Consider the following 14,499-nt stretch of genomic DNA (forward strand, 5'->3'; position numbering starts at 1 on the left):
GTAAGACAGTGAACAACGCTTAACGACTTAACTGGCGAGCGACTTCAACAAACCAAAGGCTTCTTTCATTCTTTCCTCGCTGACCACGAACGCCCGTAACTGCTGGCTTTCGTCGTAGCCTTGCGCCAGCATGCCGTCGGCGCGGGTTTCAATGGTCCAGTTCAGATCCTGACGACGGGTTTCCCCGGCCAGATGCAGCGGCAGATCCGGCGTTTTCACCTTCACCAGCATATTGGGCAGCTTCAGTTCGCCGGGTTGGCCAAGGATGTTTTTCGCCAGGCACATGGCGCTGAGCAGAATCGGCTGCAGGAACGGCATCACCGTACCGTTAATTTCCGCACAGTCGCCCAGCGCGTAAATATCCGGGTTGCTGGTGCGCAGAGTGCTATCGACCTTCACGCCGCGATTAATCTCAAGACCTGCCATGCGTGCCAGCGCCGTTTCCGGACGCAGGCCGGTGGCGGCCACTACCGCATCAACCTCAACGTGGCGGTCGCGGTCAAAACTCGCGCGAATGCCGGTGGTGGTTTGTTCCAGCGATTGCAGCTGCGTTTTCAGCAACAGATGGATACCCATGTCGGTCAGACGATGCTGCAGACGACTGCTCACTTCCGGTGGCATCAGCGATGCCAGTACGCTGGCGGAATTGTCGACTACGGTGACGGCTTTGCCGGCGCGGCAGAAGTCCATCGCCAGCTCGCTGCCGATCAGCCCGCCGCCGATAATCAGCACCCGTTTGGCATCGCGCAGCGTACTTTGTGCCGCGCCAAATTCCTGCTGGCTGTTGAGGGTCAACATCAATTCTTTGCCCGGCACAGGCGGAACGATTGCCGCCGCGCCGGTGGCCAGGACCAGTTTGTCGTACCGCCATTCATGGTTCTGACTTTTGACCACGTGCGCCTCAGCGTCGATGTGGGTTACCCAGGTTTGCGGGAACAGGTTCAGGTTGTACTGTTCGGCAAACTCGCCGGCGGTTTGCAGGGTGAGGTCGGCGGCGGTTTGCCCCCGGCTCACTACGTGGCTTAAGTCCGGTTTGTTGTATTCATCGATGCTGTCGGCGGCGATGAGCGTCAGCTTGACGCTCGCATCCTGTTTACGGATGTTTTTCACCAGTTGGCGGGCCGCGAAGCCCGACCCAACGATCACAATGCCATGATTCATTTTGCCTCCGTTGCCAGTACGTCGAAGACGTCTTTACCTAACGAGCATTCCGGGCACAGGAAGTTATCCGGCACGTCGGTCCACGGGGTACCCGGCTGGACGTCCTGGTTAGGTTCGCCTTTGGCTGGGTCGTAAATCCACTGGCACACGCTGCACTGCATGCTTGGGCCGAGGTCGGCTGCTGCCGCGGCGGCACAGGCGCAATCTTCTTTTGCTGTGGCTGACGCGGTGTTCATTTCCGGCAGCGGTGCCAGCGACCACTGACGGGCAATTTCACGACCATGCTGACGGCACAGTTCCAGTGCATCCAGATCCGGACGCCATTTGGCTTTCAGGCTCAGTGACATTTCGAAACCGGCATCCTGCAAGCGGGTAGACAGGCGATCAACCGCACCGCCGCTCCAGCCGTGAGAACCGAAGGCGCTGGCGCGTTTGTTGCGAAAGCGCAGGCCGGTCATCTCTTCCACCAGTCCGGCGATTTTCGGCATCATCACGTTGTTCATGGTAGAGGTGCCGACCAGCACGCCTTTCGAGCGGAAGACATTGGTCAGGATTTCGTTTTTATCGCTGCGGGCGACGTTAAAGATTTTTACCGCCACGTTCGGGTCAACTTCGTTAATGCCCTGGGCAATGGCGTCCGCCATCATGCGGGTGTTGTTGGACATGGTATCGTAGAAGATAGTGATACGATCTTCCTGATAATCCGCCGCCCATTTCAGGTACAGCTCAACGATTTGCGTCGGGTTGTCGCGCCACACCACGCCGTGAGAGGTGGCAATCATATCGACCGGCAGGTTGAAGCCGAGGATTTCGGTAATTTTCGGCGTGACCAGGCGGCTGAACGGGGTCAGAATGTTGGCATAGTAGCGCTGGCACTGTTCGAACAGTTCGGTCTGGTCGACTTCGTCGTTGAACAGGCGTTCGTCGCAGTAGTGCTGGCCGAAAGCGTCGTTACTGAACAGCACCGCGTCGCCGGTCATGTAGGTCATCATGCTGTCCGGCCAGTGCAGCATCGGGGTTTCTACGAAGATCAGCTGTTTGCCGTTGCCGATATCCAGCGAATCACCGGTTTTCACCACGTTGAAGTTCCATTCCGGGTGATGGTGGTGACCGGTGATGGAGTCTATCGCGTTGGCAGTGCAGTAAATTGGCGTATCGGGAATCTGAGTCATCAGCTCGGTCAGCGCGCCGGCATGGTCTTCTTCCGCGTGGTTAATGATGATGTAGTCGATATCGGCAAGGTCGATTTCGCTGCGCAGGTTCTGGACGAATTCACGACTGAATTTATGGTCAACGGTATCAATCAGAACGTTTTTGCCTTCGCGAATCAGGTAGCTGTTGTAGCTGCTGCCGCGCAGGGTTTTGTATTCAGTCCCGTGGAAATCACGCACTTCCCAGTCACGTTGGCCAACCCAATGAATGTTATTTTTAACCAGAATAGACATAGCAACCTCAATTAATTCAGCGTTTTTCAAAAAAGATGTATTGCTTATTGCAGGTCACGTGCCAACTTTTTAATTCATTGATTTTGTTTGGTTAATAATATAACCCTCCTTTTTTGTTAGTCAAAATGACTATGCGTGGGGTTGTCAATATGACATCATGCACTGTCGAAATGACTATTTGAGGTTGCCATGAGCTTTTCTGTTGACGTACTGGCGGGCATCGCCATTGAACTCCAGCGCGGTGTCGGCCATCAGGACCGCTTCCAGCGCCTGATTACTACGCTGCGCCAGGTGCTTGAATGCGATGCCTCAGCTTTGCTGCGCTACGACGCGCGGCAGTTTATTCCGCTGGCGATCGATGGCCTGGCGAAGGACGTACTGGGACGCCGCTTTACGCTGGAAGGGCACCCGCGGCTGGAGGCTATCGCCCGTGCGGGAGATGTGGTGCGCTTCCCCGCTGACAGCGATTTGCCGGATCCCTACGATGGTCTGATTCCCGGTCAGGAGCGCCTCAAAGTGCACGCGTGTATCGGGCTGCCGCTGTTTGCCGGACAGAACCTGATTGGCGCGCTGACCCTCGACGGCATGTCGCCGGATCAGTTCGACGTATTCAGCGATGAAGAGCTGCGGCTGATTGCCGCGCTGGCCGCCGGGGCGCTTAACAACGCGCTGCTCATTGAGCAGCTTGAAAGTCAGAACATGTTGCCCGGCTCGGTGAGCGATTTTGAACAGGTTAAAGAGACGCAGATGATCGGCCTGTCGCCGGGCATGATGCAGCTGAAAAAAGAGATTGAGATTGTCGCCGCCTCTGACCTCAACGTGCTGATTAGCGGTGAAACGGGTACCGGGAAAGAGCTGGTGGCGAAGGCGATTCATGAAGGTTCGCCGCGCGCGGTTAGCCCGTTGGTTTACCTGAACTGTGCCGCGCTGCCGGAAAGCGTGGCCGAAAGCGAGCTGTTCGGCCACGTGAAGGGCGCGTTTACCGGGGCCATCAGCAACCGCAGCGGCAAGTTTGAGATGGCCGATAACGGCACGCTGTTTTTAGATGAAATTGGCGAACTGTCGCTGGCGCTACAGGCCAAGCTGCTGCGCGTACTGCAATACGGCGATATTCAGCGCGTTGGCGACGATCGTAGCCTGCGCGTTGATGTGCGTGTGTTAGCGGCAACCAACCGCGACCTGCGTGAAGAGGTGCTGGCGGGCAACTTTCGCGCCGACCTGTTCCACCGCCTGAGCGTGTTTCCGCTTTCGGTGCCGCCGCTACGCGAGCGGGGTGATGACGTGGTGCTGCTGGCGGGCTATTTTTGCGAGCAATGTCGGCTGCGATTGGGCCTGTCCCGCGTGGTGTTGAGCAGCGGCGCTAGGACGCACCTGCAAAGCTACGGTTGGCCGGGCAACGTACGCGAACTGGAACATGCGATCCATCGTGCGGTGGTGCTGGCGCGGGCGACCCGCAGCAGCGGCGAGGTCGTGCTGGAGGCGCAGCATTTTGCCTTTCAGGAAGGGGCACCGGCGGCGGTGGTTGAGGCAAAGCCTGTGGCGGCTGCCGTGCACAACTTACGTGATGCAACGGAGGATTTTCAGCGGCAGATGATTCGCCAGGCGCTGGAGACACATCAGAATAATTGGGCGGCGAGCGCGCGAGCGCTGGAGACAGACGTCGCCAACCTGCATCGGCTGGCGAAGCGTCTGGGCCTCAAGGATTAGAGTATCCCGGCCTGGTAGAAGTTTTGCAGATTAATCGCGCCGACCAGACGGTGGCTTTCATCCACTACCGGCGCGGCGCTGATTTTCAGCTTCATCAGCTTTTCTTTCGCATCGACGGCGCGCGCTTTATCGTGAATCGTCACGCCGCCTTTGGTCATTGCTTCGTTGACGCTGTCGGCCAGCGATCCGCCGCTCACCAGCCAGCGGCGCAGGTCGCCGTCGGTAAACACGCCATGCACCTGCAGCACATCGTCACAAACCGCCACCATTCCCATCCCGGTGCGGCTCAGCTCAAGCATGGCGTCCATCACGCTGGCGTGCACGTTGACCTGTGGAATATCCGCGTCTTTACGCATCAGGTGATGCACGCGGTTGAGCAGACGCGCGCCGAGCGCCCCGGCCGGATGCGAACGGGCAAAATCTTCTTCATTAAAGCCACGCGCCTGCATAACGGCGATGGCCAGCGCGTCGCCCATCATCAGCGTGTTGACGGTGCTGGAGGTGGGGGCCAGGTGCATCGGGCAGGCTTCGCGTTCAACGGAGATATCCAGCACCGCGTCGGCTGCCAGCGCCAGCGGCGAATTCGCTTTGCCGGTCATCGCCAGCAGCACGACCGATTTCTCCTGCAGACGAGGGATGAGGTAATCCAGCTCTTTGGCGCTGCCGGAATAGGAGATAAATAGCATCACGTCGCGGCTTTCAACCATGCCCAGGTCGCCGTGCAGCGCTTCAGCCGGGTGGACAAAGAAGGCGGGAGTGCCGGTACTGGCAAAGGTGGCGGCCAGCTTTTTACCGATATGGCCGGATTTGCCCATCCCGGATACGATCAGTTTGCCTTTGCAGTCGAGAATGGCTTTGGCGGCCTGAACAAAGGTCTCGTCAAGACGGTCGGGGAGGCGGCTGGCTTCCTGTAATTCCAGTAACAGGGCCTTACGCCCGGCGTCTAACAAAAAATCACTCATGACTTTCTCCGATAATTAGCGCGTCACACGGTCCAGTTTTGCGCGGCGATGATAAAACATTACGCCCATTGAGATCATCGATTGCATCATGATTGTTCGGAGTCGGTGATTTTTTTTCCCGCCGGACCAGAAGGCGCTTCCTTGCAGCGAGGCGGATGCTTTACCATATTTAACTCTTGCTGATATTGTTAAACGGAAGTCCCATGCTGAAGCGTCGCGTTCTGGCTTTACTCCCCCTGTGTGTCCTGCTCGCTGCCTGTAGCAGTAAGCCGAAAACGGCTGAATCACCGGCAACCACCTCCGGCGGTTTTCTTCTTGAACCCCAGCATAATGCGTTGATCCCGACCGGTGATTTTGCCAATAACCCGGCGGCAGAACAGTTCATCGACAAGATGGTGAGCAAGCACGGATTTGACCGTCAGCAACTGCACGAAATTCTCTCGCAGGCCAAGCGTCTGGACTACGTGCTGCGCCTGATGGACAGACAGGCTCCGACCGGCCTGCCGCCAACCGGCCCGAACGGTGCGTGGCTGCGCTATCGCAAACAATTTATTACCCCGGATAACGTGCAGAACGGCGTGGCCTTCTGGAACCAGTATCAGGGGGCGCTACAGCGCGCGCAGCAGGTTTACGGCGTACCGCCGGAAATCATCGTGGGGATTATCGGCGTGGAAACCCGCTGGGGCCGCGTGATGGGGAAAACCCGCATTCTCGATGCCCTGGCGACGCTCTCCTTCAATTATCCGCGTCGCGCCGAATACTTCTCTGGTGAACTGGAAACCTTCCTGCTAATGGCGCGTGATGAAAAAGACGATCCGCTGGACCTGAAAGGGTCGTTCGCCGGGGCGATGGGCTATGGGCAGTTCATGCCATCGTCTTATCGTCAGTACGCGGTGGACTTTAACGGCGATGGTCACATCAACCTGTGGGATCCGGAAGATGCCATCGGCAGCGTGGCGAACTACTTCAAACAGCATGGCTGGGTGACGGGCGACACGGTGGCGGTGCAGGCGATGGGCCAGGCGCCGGGGCTGGAAAACGGCTTCAAGACTAAATACAGCGTGTCGCAGCTGGCGGCGGCAGGCTTAACCCCGATGCAGCCGCTGGGTAACCATCAGCAGGCCAGCCTGCTGCGCCTGGATATTGGCACCGGCTATCAGTACTGGTATGGGTTGCCGAACTTCTACACCATCACCCGTTACAACCACAGCACCCACTACGCGATGGCCGTATGGCAGCTGGGGCTGGCGGTGTCTCAGGCCCGCGGTCAGTAATCTTCCTTTCTTGCCCCTCTCCGTCCGGGGAGGGGCTTGTTACATTTTGCATCATTTCTCGCCGTTTACATCTTAGATTTCATCCCTTATTGTTATGTTATAACATAATATAATGAGGCAAAGATGTTGACTCCTGTTTTTATGGCGTCCAGCGCGACGCGTCTGTTGTTGGCCTGCGCGCTGCTGGCTGTGCTTTGGCTGGCGGTCTGGTGGGCGGTCACGCTGCCATGATTGAACTGGACAACCTGGTCGCAGGCTATGAAGGCGTGGCGATCACGCCCTCGCTGAGCGGCGTGATTCACAAAGGCAGCATGACGGCCATCGTCGGCCTGAATGGCTGTGGCAAATCCACCTTATTGAAAACGCTGGCCGGATTTATTCCGCCGGTGAGCGGCGTGCTGCGCTGGTCGCCGACGCGCCCGACGATCGGCTGGCTGGCGCAGCGCCACGCGCTGGAGTCGCAGTTTCCGCTGACGGTGCTCGATGTGGTGAGTCAGGGGGCGTGGCCGCGTATTTCGCTACTGCGCGGCCTGCGTAATGACGTGCGGCGGCGAATTCAGGCCGCGCTGGCGCGCGTGGGGCTGACGGAGATGGCGAGAACGCCGATCGAAGCACTCTCCGGCGGCCAGTTTCAACGCATGTTGTTCGCCCGTGTGCTGGTTCAGCGCGCGCCGCTGGTGATGCTGGACGAGCCGTTTACCGGCATTGACGAGGCCACCACTCATGACCTGATGACGGTTATTCAGGAGATGCACCAGCAGGGACAGACCGTGCTGGCGGTGCTGCACGATAACCAGCGGGTCGCGGACTATTTCCCGGAAACTCTGCTGTTGGCGCCGCAGAATGCGCGCTGGGGGCTGACCCATGAGGTGCTGCCCGCGTTTCACTCCGCGAGGCCCGCATGATCTGGCATACCTTTTTTCAACCGTTTATTGAATTTGGCTTTATGCGTCGCGCGCTGGTGGTGTGCCTGGCCCTGTCGCTGAGCACCACAATTCTCGGCGTATTTCTGTTGCTGCGGCGTATGAGCTTAATGGGCGACGCATTATCGCACGCCATTCTCCCCGGTGTGGCGGTGGGTTATCTGGTGAACGGCATGTCGCTGCTGGCGATGACCGTCGGCGGCTTTATCGCCGGGATTGCGGTGGCGCTGGTGGCGGGGTGGGTGAGCCGGCGCACGCCGCTGAAGGAGGATGCCAGCTTTGCCGGATTCTATCTTGGCTCGCTGGCGCTGGGCGTCACGCTGGTGTCGCTACGCGGCTCAAACGTCGACCTGCTGCATCTGCTGTTTGGCTCCATTCTGGCCGTTGATAACGACGCGGCGCTGTTTGTGGCGGGCGTTGCCAGCCTGACGCTTATCAGCATCGCGCTGTTTTATCGCGGGCTGGTGAGTGAAGCCTTCGACAGCGCCTGGCTACAGGTCAATGCGCGCTGGCTACCGGTTCTGCTGCACGGCCTGTTTCTGGCCTTACTGGTGCTTAACCTGGTGGCGGGTTTTCAGGTGCTCGGTACGTTGATGGCGGTGGGCGTCATGATGTTGCCCGCCGTGGCAGCGCGCTGTTGGGCGAAGACCCTGCCGGGCATTTTACTGCTGGCGGCGCTGATGGGCAGCGTCTGCGCGTGGATGGGGTTGAGCCTGTCGTGGGCCGCCAATTTACCCGCCGGTCCTTCGATCGTTCTGACCGCCAGCGGCGTCTTTTTGGTCTCGGTGTTTTTTGGCAAGCGAAGCCGGCTGACCGTCAGTTGGCAAAAACTCACAAGATAGGGGAAAACATGAAACGTATTGGGGTGATTCTGGCGCTGGTATTGGGGCTATCGGCGCAAGGGGCGATGGCGAAAACGCTGAATGTGGTCAGCAGCTTTTCTGTATTGGGCGATATGGTGCAGCAGGTGGGCGGTGAACACGTACATGTCGACACGCTGGTCGGCCCGGACGGTGACCCGCATACCTTTGAGCCGTCGCCGAAGGACAGCGCGCTGCTCAGCAAGGCTGATGTGGTGGTGGTTAACGGACTGGGGCTGGAAGGGTGGATTGATCGGCTGATTAAAGCCTCCGGTTTTAAAGGCGAGCTGGTGGTGGCTTCTACCGGCGTCAAGACGCATACGCTGGATGAAGACGGGAAAACCGTGACCGACCCCCACGCCTGGAACAGCGCAGCCAACGGCGCGCTGTATGCGAAAAATATTATGAACGGGTTGATTAAGGCCGATCCGGAGGATAGCGCGGCGCTGAAGGCCTCTGGTGAACGCTATATCGCCCAGTTAAACGACATTGATCATTGGGCGAAAAGTCAGTTCGACGGTATTCCACAGGCGAAGCGTAAAGTCCTGACCAGTCACGATGCTTTTGGCTACTTCTCCCGTGCTTACGGCGTTACCTTCCTGGCACCGCAGGGGCTGTCGTCGGAAAGCGAAGCCAGCGCGGCGCAGGTGGCTGCGCTGATTAAGCAGATTAAGGCCGACGGTGTGCACACCTGGTTTATGGAAAATCAGCTCGACCCGCGATTGGTGAAGCAGATTGCTACCGCTACCGGTTCTCAGCCTGGCGGTGAGCTCTACCCCGAAGCGCTGTCTGCGCCCGGCGGCGTGGCCGACAGCTATGTGAAAATGCTGCGTCATAACGTGAAGCTGATTGCGGACAGCATGCGCTGAGCCTTGCTCTTTTTCGCCCTGATTTAGCCGGGGCGATACAATTTCGGAACCCCCCTCGTAAAATTGCCATCCCGTCCCCACATCTCTGCTGAAAGTGCTATCTTTGATGGCCTCTTTATCGGGCTTATGCGGAGCGACAATGACAGATTCAGAATTACTGCAGCTAAGCGAGCAGGTAGGCCTGGCGCTGAAGGCGCGCGGCGCGACCATGACCACCGCAGAGTCCTGCACCGGCGGCTGGATTGCGAAAACTATCACCGATGTGGCGGGCAGCTCCGCGTGGTTTGAGCGCGGTTTTGTCACCTACAGCAACGAAGCAAAATCGCAGATGATCGGCGTACGTGAAGTGACCCTGGAGCAGCACGGCGCGGTTAGCGAACCGGTCGTGGTCGAAATGGCGATTGGCGCACTGCGCGCGGCGCGGGCCGACTTCGCGGTCTCGGTCAGCGGCATCGCCGGGCCTGACGGCGGCAGTGCGGAAAAGCCGGTGGGCACCGTCTGGTTTGGCGTTGCCAGCGCCAACGGGCAGGGCGTGACGCAGCGTGAATGCTTCTCTGGCGACCGTGAATCGGTGCGTCGTCAGGCGACGGCTTACGCGCTAAAACTCCTCTGGCAACAATTTCTACAAAATACTTGATACTGTATGACCATACAGTATAATTGCTTCAACAGAACAGAATTCACTATCCGGTAACACCCGGTATGACAGGAGTAATAATGGCTATCGACGAAAACAAACAGAAAGCGTTGGCGGCAGCGCTGGGCCAGATCGAAAAGCAATTCGGTAAAGGCTCCATCATGCGTCTGGGTGAAGATCGCACCATGGATGTGGAAACCATTTCTACCGGTTCGCTTTCTCTGGATATTGCGCTGGGCGCTGGCGGCCTGCCAATGGGTCGTATCGTCGAAATCTACGGGCCAGAATCCTCCGGTAAAACAACGCTGACGCTGCAGGTTATCGCCGCGGCGCAGCGCGAAGGTAAAACCTGTGCGTTCATCGACGCCGAACACGCGCTGGATCCGGTTTATGCACGTAAGCTGGGCGTCGATATCGACAACCTGCTGTGCTCCCAGCCGGACACCGGTGAGCAGGCGCTGGAAATATGTGACGCGCTGGCGCGTTCTGGCGCGGTAGACGTTATCGTGGTCGACTCCGTCGCGGCGCTGACGCCGAAAGCGGAAATTGAAGGTGAAATCGGCGACTCTCACATGGGCCTGGCGGCGCGTATGATGAGCCAGGCGATGCGTAAGCTGGCGGGTAACCTTAAGCAGTCCAATACGCTGCTGATCTTCATCAACCAGATCCGTATGAAAATTGGCGTGATGTTCGGTAACCCGGAAACCACTACCGGCGGTAACGCGCTGAAATTCTATGCCTCCGTTCGTCTGGATATCCGTCGTATCGGCGCGGTGAAAGAAGGCGATAACGTGGTGGGTAGTGAAACCCGCGTGAAGGTCGTGAAAAACAAAATCGCGGCACCGTTCAAACAGGCTGAATTCCAGATCCTCTACGGTGAAGGCATCAACTTCTACGGTGAACTGGTTGACCTCGGCGTGAAAGAGAAGCTGATTGAGAAAGCGGGTGCCTGGTACAGCTACAACGGCGACAAAATTGGTCAGGGTAAAGCGAATGCTATCTCCTGGCTGAAAGAGAACCCGGCGGCGGCAAAAGAAATTGAGAAGAAGGTTCGTGAACTTCTGCTCAATAACCAGGACGATAAGCCTGACTTCGTTGTTGATAACAACAGCGTTGAAGAAACCAACGAAGACTTCTGATAACCTCAGAATCGACGCCAGGGCTGCTTATGCAGCCCTTTTGTTTATCACGATGGCAGGATAACGATGACTGAAAACTCACCGCGCCGTTCCGCCTATGCCCGTCTGCTGGATCGCGCTATCCGTATTCTGGCGATGCGCGACCATAGTGAACAGGAACTACGGCGCAAGCTTACCGCCCCGGTGATGGGCAAGAATGGCCCGGAGCCTATCGATGCGCCGCCCGAAGACGTGGAAAAGGTGGTGGCATGGTGCTTTGAGAACCGCTACCTCGATGATGGGCGCTTCGTTCAGCAGTTTATGGCCGGGCGCAGTCGTAAAGGTTATGGCCCCGCACGCATTCGCCAGGAACTGGGACAAAAGGGGATTACCCGTGAGGTCATTGAACAGGCGATGCGGGAGTGTGAAATCGACTGGGCTGCACAGGCGCTAGAACAGGCTCAACGAAAATACGGCGAACCGCTGCCAACCGTCTTCGCTGAGAAGGTCAAAATTCAACGCTTTTTGCTTTACCGTGGCTACCTGATGGAAGATATCCAGGAAATATGGCGAAATTTTGCTGATTGACCCCACTCGGGATTTTACTTCCCTCAAAAGAAAACTTATCTTATTCCCACTTTTTCCGTCCGGGCGCAGGTTGTTTTATCGCAACGAGTGTCTACGACGAATATCCCTTAAATACACAAAATCATTCAAGCCGCATTAGGGCGGCAAGTGAGTGACCCCCCTGAACGTACATCAGTAGGTGACTGGGGTGAACGAGCGCAGCCAACGCAGAGGCGGTTTGAAGGATGAAGTGTAGCTTGATTTCAGGATAATTATGAGCAAGAGCACCGCTGAGATCCGTCAGGCGTTTCTCGACTTTTTCCATAGTAAAGGCCATCAGGTAGTTGCCAGCAGCTCCCTGGTGCCGAATAACGACCCCACTCTGTTGTTTACCAACGCCGGGATGAACCAGTTCAAGGATGTGTTCCTCGGTCTCGACAAACGTAATTATTCTCGCGCGACCACCGCGCAGCGTTGCGTGCGTGCGGGCGGTAAACACAACGACCTGGAAAACGTCGGCTACACCGCGCGTCACCACACTTTCTTCGAGATGCTGGGTAACTTCAGCTTCGGCGACTACTTCAAACACGATGCTATCCAGTACGCATGGGAACTGCTGACCGGTGAAAATTGGTTCGCCCTGCCGAAAGAGCGTCTGTGGGTCACCGTGTATGAAACCGATGATGAAGCTTACGAAATCTGGGAAAAAGAAGTAGGCATCCCGCGTGAGCGCATTATCCGTATCGGCGACAATAAAGGCGCGCCGTACGCATCCGATAACTTCTGGCAGATGGGCGACACCGGTCCTTGCGGCCCGTGCACCGAGATCTTCTACGACCACGGTGACCACATCTGGGGTGGGCCTCCGGGATCCGCGGAAGAAGACGGCGACCGCTACATTGAGATCTGGAACATCGTCTTCATGCAGTTCAACCGTCAGGCTGACGGCACCATGGAACCGCTGCCGAAGCCGTCCGTGGACACCGGTATGGGTCTGGAGCGTATTACTGCTGTCCTGCAGCACGTTAACTCCAACTACGAAATCGACCTGTTCCGTAAGCTGATTGATGCCGTCGCGAAAGTGACCGGCGCGACCGATCTGAGCAACAAATCGCTGCGCGTTATTGCGGATCATATTCGTTCCTGTGCTTTCCTGATCGCCGACGGCGTGATGCCGTCTAACGAAAGCCGCGGCTACGTGCTGCGTCGTATCATTCGTCGCGCAATCCGCCACGGCAACATGCTGGGCGCGAAAGACACCTTCTTCTACAAGCTGGTTGGCCCGCTGGTGGAAGTCATGGGGGCCGCAGGCGAAGAGCTGAAGCGTCAGCAGGCGCAGGTTGAACAGGTTCTGAAAACCGAAGAAGAGCAGTTTGCTCGTACGCTGGAGCGCGGCCTGGCCCTGCTCGATGAAGAGCTGGCAAAACTGACCGGCGATACGCTGGACGGCGAAACCGCTTTCCGTCTGTACGACACCTACGGCTTCCCGGTTGACCTGACGGCGGACGTTTGCCGCGAGCGCAACATCAAGGTGGATGAAGCGGGCTTTGAAGCGGCGATGGAAGAACAGCGCCGTCGCGCGCGTGAGTCCAGCGGTTTTGGCGCCGACTATAATGCGATGATCCGTGTTGACGGGGCGTCCGAATTTAAAGGTTACGACCATCTGGAACTGAACGGTAAAGTCACCGCGCTGTTTGTTGATGGTAAAGCGGTAGAGTCTATCGCTGCGGGCCAGGAAGCCGTTGTCGTTCTGGACCAGACGCCGTTCTACGCGGAATCCGGCGGTCAGGTTGGCGATAAAGGTGAGCTGAAAGGCGCGGGCTTTAGCTTTGCGGTCAGCGACACTCAAAAATATGGTCAGGCTATCGGCCACCTCGGCAAGCTGGCAACCGGCGCGCTGAAAGTGGGAGATGGCGTGCAGGCCGATGTTGATGAAACGCGTCGCGCTCGCATCCGTCTGAACCACTCCGCGACGCACCTGATGCACGCGGCGCTGCGCCAGGTTCTGGGCACTCACGTTGCGCAGAAAGGCTCTCTGGTTAACGACAAAGTGCTGCGTTTCGACTTCTCTCACTTTGAAGCCATGAAGCCGGAAGAGATTCGCGCGGTTGAAGATCTGGTCAACGCCCAGATTCGTCGCAACTTGCCTGTTGAAACCAACATCATGGATCTGGAAGCGGCGAAAGCGAAGGGTGCGATGGCGCTGTTTGGTGAGAAATATGACGACCACGTGCGCGTACTGAGCATGGGCGACTTCTCTACCGAGCTGTGCGGCGGTACTCACGCTTCCCGTACGGGTGATATTGGTCTGTTCCGCATTGTGTCTGAATCGGGCACTGCGGCAGGTGTGCGTCGTATTGAAGCCGTAACCGGTGAAGGCGCCATTGCCTCTGTGCATGCGGAAAGCGATCGCTTAAGCGACATCGCCCAACTGCTGAAAGGCGATAGCCACAACCTGACGGAGAAGGTTCGTACCGTTATCGAACGTACCCGCCAGTTGGAAAAAGAGCTTCAGCAGCTGAAAGAGCAGGCGGCAGCACAGGAAAGCGCGAATCTTTCCAGCAAAGCTGAGACGATTAACGGCGTTAACCTGCTGGTGAGCGAGCTCGCTGGCGTTGAGCCGAAAATGCTGCGTACCATGGTCGACGATCTGAAGAACCAGCTGGGTTCTGCGGTTATCGTGCTGGCGACGGTAGCGGAAGGTAAGGTTTCTCTGATTGCTGGTGTGTCTAAGGATGTCACAGACCGTGTGAAAGCAGGGGAGCTGATTGGTATGGTCGCTCAGCAGGTGGGCGGCAAAGGGGGCGGTCGTCCGGATATGGCGCAAGCTGGCGGTACCGACGCGTCTGCACTCCCTGCTGCACTGGCCAGCGTGAAAGGCTGGGTAAGCGCTAAACTGTAATAACAATAAACGCACGCAGACGCCTTAACGTTATCTGTTACGGCGTCTTGCATATGCGGTACTGATAACGATAA

Annotated in this window: 12 protein-coding genes; 9 read left to right on the forward strand and 3 right to left on the reverse strand. The window is 57.5% G+C overall.

All coding sequences use genetic code 11. The features are described from left to right. Positions 1–27 precede the first annotated feature (27 nt). Together norW and norV are read right to left on the reverse strand one after the other, a co-directional pair. On the reverse strand, positions 28–1,161 hold the full coding sequence (norW, locus tag ABTW00_RS05110) for an NADH:flavorubredoxin reductase NorW (protein ID WP_433639301.1): 1,134 nt from the start codon (positions 1,159–1,161) through the stop codon (positions 28–30). Next, positions 1,158–2,606, reverse strand: a complete 1,449-nt coding sequence (gene norV / locus ABTW00_RS05115) for an anaerobic nitric oxide reductase flavorubredoxin (protein WP_433639303.1) — start codon at positions 2,604–2,606, stop codon at positions 1,158–1,160. Before norV ends, norW begins: the two co-directional genes overlap by 4 nt. 189 nt (positions 2,607–2,795) lie before the next feature. On the opposite strand from norV, the gene norR reads away from it, so the two are divergent. After that, positions 2,796–4,313, forward strand: a complete 1,518-nt coding sequence (gene norR, locus ABTW00_RS05120; RefSeq protein WP_433639306.1) for a nitric oxide reductase transcriptional regulator NorR — start codon at positions 2,796–2,798, stop codon at positions 4,311–4,313. Here norR and gutQ read toward each other — a convergent pair. Beyond that, complete coding sequence (gene gutQ / locus ABTW00_RS05125) at positions 4,310–5,275, reverse strand: arabinose-5-phosphate isomerase GutQ (protein WP_065358288.1); 966 nt, start codon at positions 5,273–5,275, stop codon at positions 4,310–4,312. The two genes, norR and gutQ, sit on opposite strands and share 4 nt — an antisense overlap. Before the next feature lie 203 nt (positions 5,276–5,478). On the opposite strand from gutQ, the gene mltB reads away from it, so the two are divergent. The 8 genes from mltB to alaS all read left to right on the forward strand — a co-directional run bounded on the left by mltB (position 5,479) and on the right by alaS (position 14,425). Further along, positions 5,479–6,549 (forward strand): lytic murein transglycosylase B, encoded by a 1,071-nt coding sequence (mltB, locus tag ABTW00_RS05130; protein ID WP_065358289.1) that lies wholly within the window; start codon positions 5,479–5,481, stop codon positions 6,547–6,549. A 194-nt stretch (positions 6,550–6,743) separates the two neighbouring features. Beyond that, positions 6,744–7,454 (forward strand): metal ABC transporter ATP-binding protein, encoded by a 711-nt coding sequence (locus ABTW00_RS05135; RefSeq protein WP_433639309.1) that lies wholly within the window; start codon positions 6,744–6,746, stop codon positions 7,452–7,454. Beyond that, positions 7,451–8,314 carry a metal ABC transporter permease gene (locus ABTW00_RS05140; RefSeq protein WP_433639311.1) on the forward strand — a complete coding sequence of 288 codons (864 nt, stop codon included), beginning with the start codon at positions 7,451–7,453 and terminating at the stop codon, positions 8,312–8,314. Before ABTW00_RS05135 ends, ABTW00_RS05140 begins: the two co-directional genes overlap by 4 nt. Positions 8,315–8,322: 8 nt before the next feature. Further along, positions 8,323–9,201, forward strand: a complete 879-nt coding sequence (locus ABTW00_RS05145) for a metal ABC transporter substrate-binding protein (protein ID WP_065358292.1) — start codon at positions 8,323–8,325, stop codon at positions 9,199–9,201. A 139-nt stretch (positions 9,202–9,340) separates the two neighbouring features. After that, positions 9,341–9,838 carry a nicotinamide-nucleotide amidase gene (gene pncC, locus ABTW00_RS05150; RefSeq protein WP_064543208.1) on the forward strand — a complete coding sequence of 166 codons (498 nt, stop codon included), beginning with the start codon at positions 9,341–9,343 and terminating at the stop codon, positions 9,836–9,838. Between the two features lie 80 nt (positions 9,839–9,918). Then, entirely contained in the window at positions 9,919–10,977 is a 1,059-nt protein-coding gene (recA, locus tag ABTW00_RS05155; RefSeq protein WP_064543209.1) for a recombinase RecA, read from the forward strand. A gap of 66 nt (positions 10,978–11,043) precedes the next feature. Then, positions 11,044–11,544 (forward strand): recombination regulator RecX, encoded by a 501-nt coding sequence (gene recX / locus ABTW00_RS05160; protein WP_433639315.1) that lies wholly within the window; start codon positions 11,044–11,046, stop codon positions 11,542–11,544. Positions 11,545–11,797: 253 nt separating this feature from the next. Beyond that, a complete protein-coding gene (gene alaS / locus ABTW00_RS05165; protein WP_433639318.1) occupies positions 11,798–14,425 on the forward strand; it encodes an alanine--tRNA ligase in 2,628 nt (875 codons plus the stop codon). Positions 14,426–14,499: the final 74 nt, after the last annotated feature.

Source organism: Kluyvera georgiana (assembly GCF_050990895.1).
Lineage (GTDB): Bacteria > Pseudomonadota > Gammaproteobacteria > Enterobacterales > Enterobacteriaceae > Kluyvera > Kluyvera georgiana.

Bases quoted from the DNA above. Each gene is read 5' to 3' on its own strand.
- norW (WP_433639301.1), bottom strand. From the start codon at position 1,161: ATGAATCATGGCATTGTGATCGTTGGGTCGGGCTTCGCGGCCCGCCAA.
- pncC (WP_064543208.1), top strand. From the start codon at position 9,341: ATGACAGATTCAGAATTACTGCAGCTAAGCGAGCAGGTAGGCCTGGCG.
- norR (WP_433639306.1), top strand. From the start codon at position 2,796: ATGAGCTTTTCTGTTGACGTACTGGCGGGCATCGCCATTGAACTCCAG.
- ABTW00_RS05140 (WP_433639311.1), top strand. From the start codon at position 7,451: ATGATCTGGCATACCTTTTTTCAACCGTTTATTGAATTTGGCTTTATG.
- gutQ (WP_065358288.1), bottom strand. From the start codon at position 5,275: ATGAGTGATTTTTTGTTAGACGCCGGGCGTAAGGCCCTGTTACTGGAA.
- ABTW00_RS05145 (WP_065358292.1), top strand. From the start codon at position 8,323: ATGAAACGTATTGGGGTGATTCTGGCGCTGGTATTGGGGCTATCGGCG.
- mltB (WP_065358289.1), top strand. From the start codon at position 5,479: ATGCTGAAGCGTCGCGTTCTGGCTTTACTCCCCCTGTGTGTCCTGCTC.
- norV (WP_433639303.1), bottom strand. From the start codon at position 2,606: ATGTCTATTCTGGTTAAAAATAACATTCATTGGGTTGGCCAACGTGAC.
- recA (WP_064543209.1), top strand. From the start codon at position 9,919: ATGGCTATCGACGAAAACAAACAGAAAGCGTTGGCGGCAGCGCTGGGC.
- alaS (WP_433639318.1), top strand. From the start codon at position 11,798: ATGAGCAAGAGCACCGCTGAGATCCGTCAGGCGTTTCTCGACTTTTTC.
- recX (WP_433639315.1), top strand. From the start codon at position 11,044: ATGACTGAAAACTCACCGCGCCGTTCCGCCTATGCCCGTCTGCTGGAT.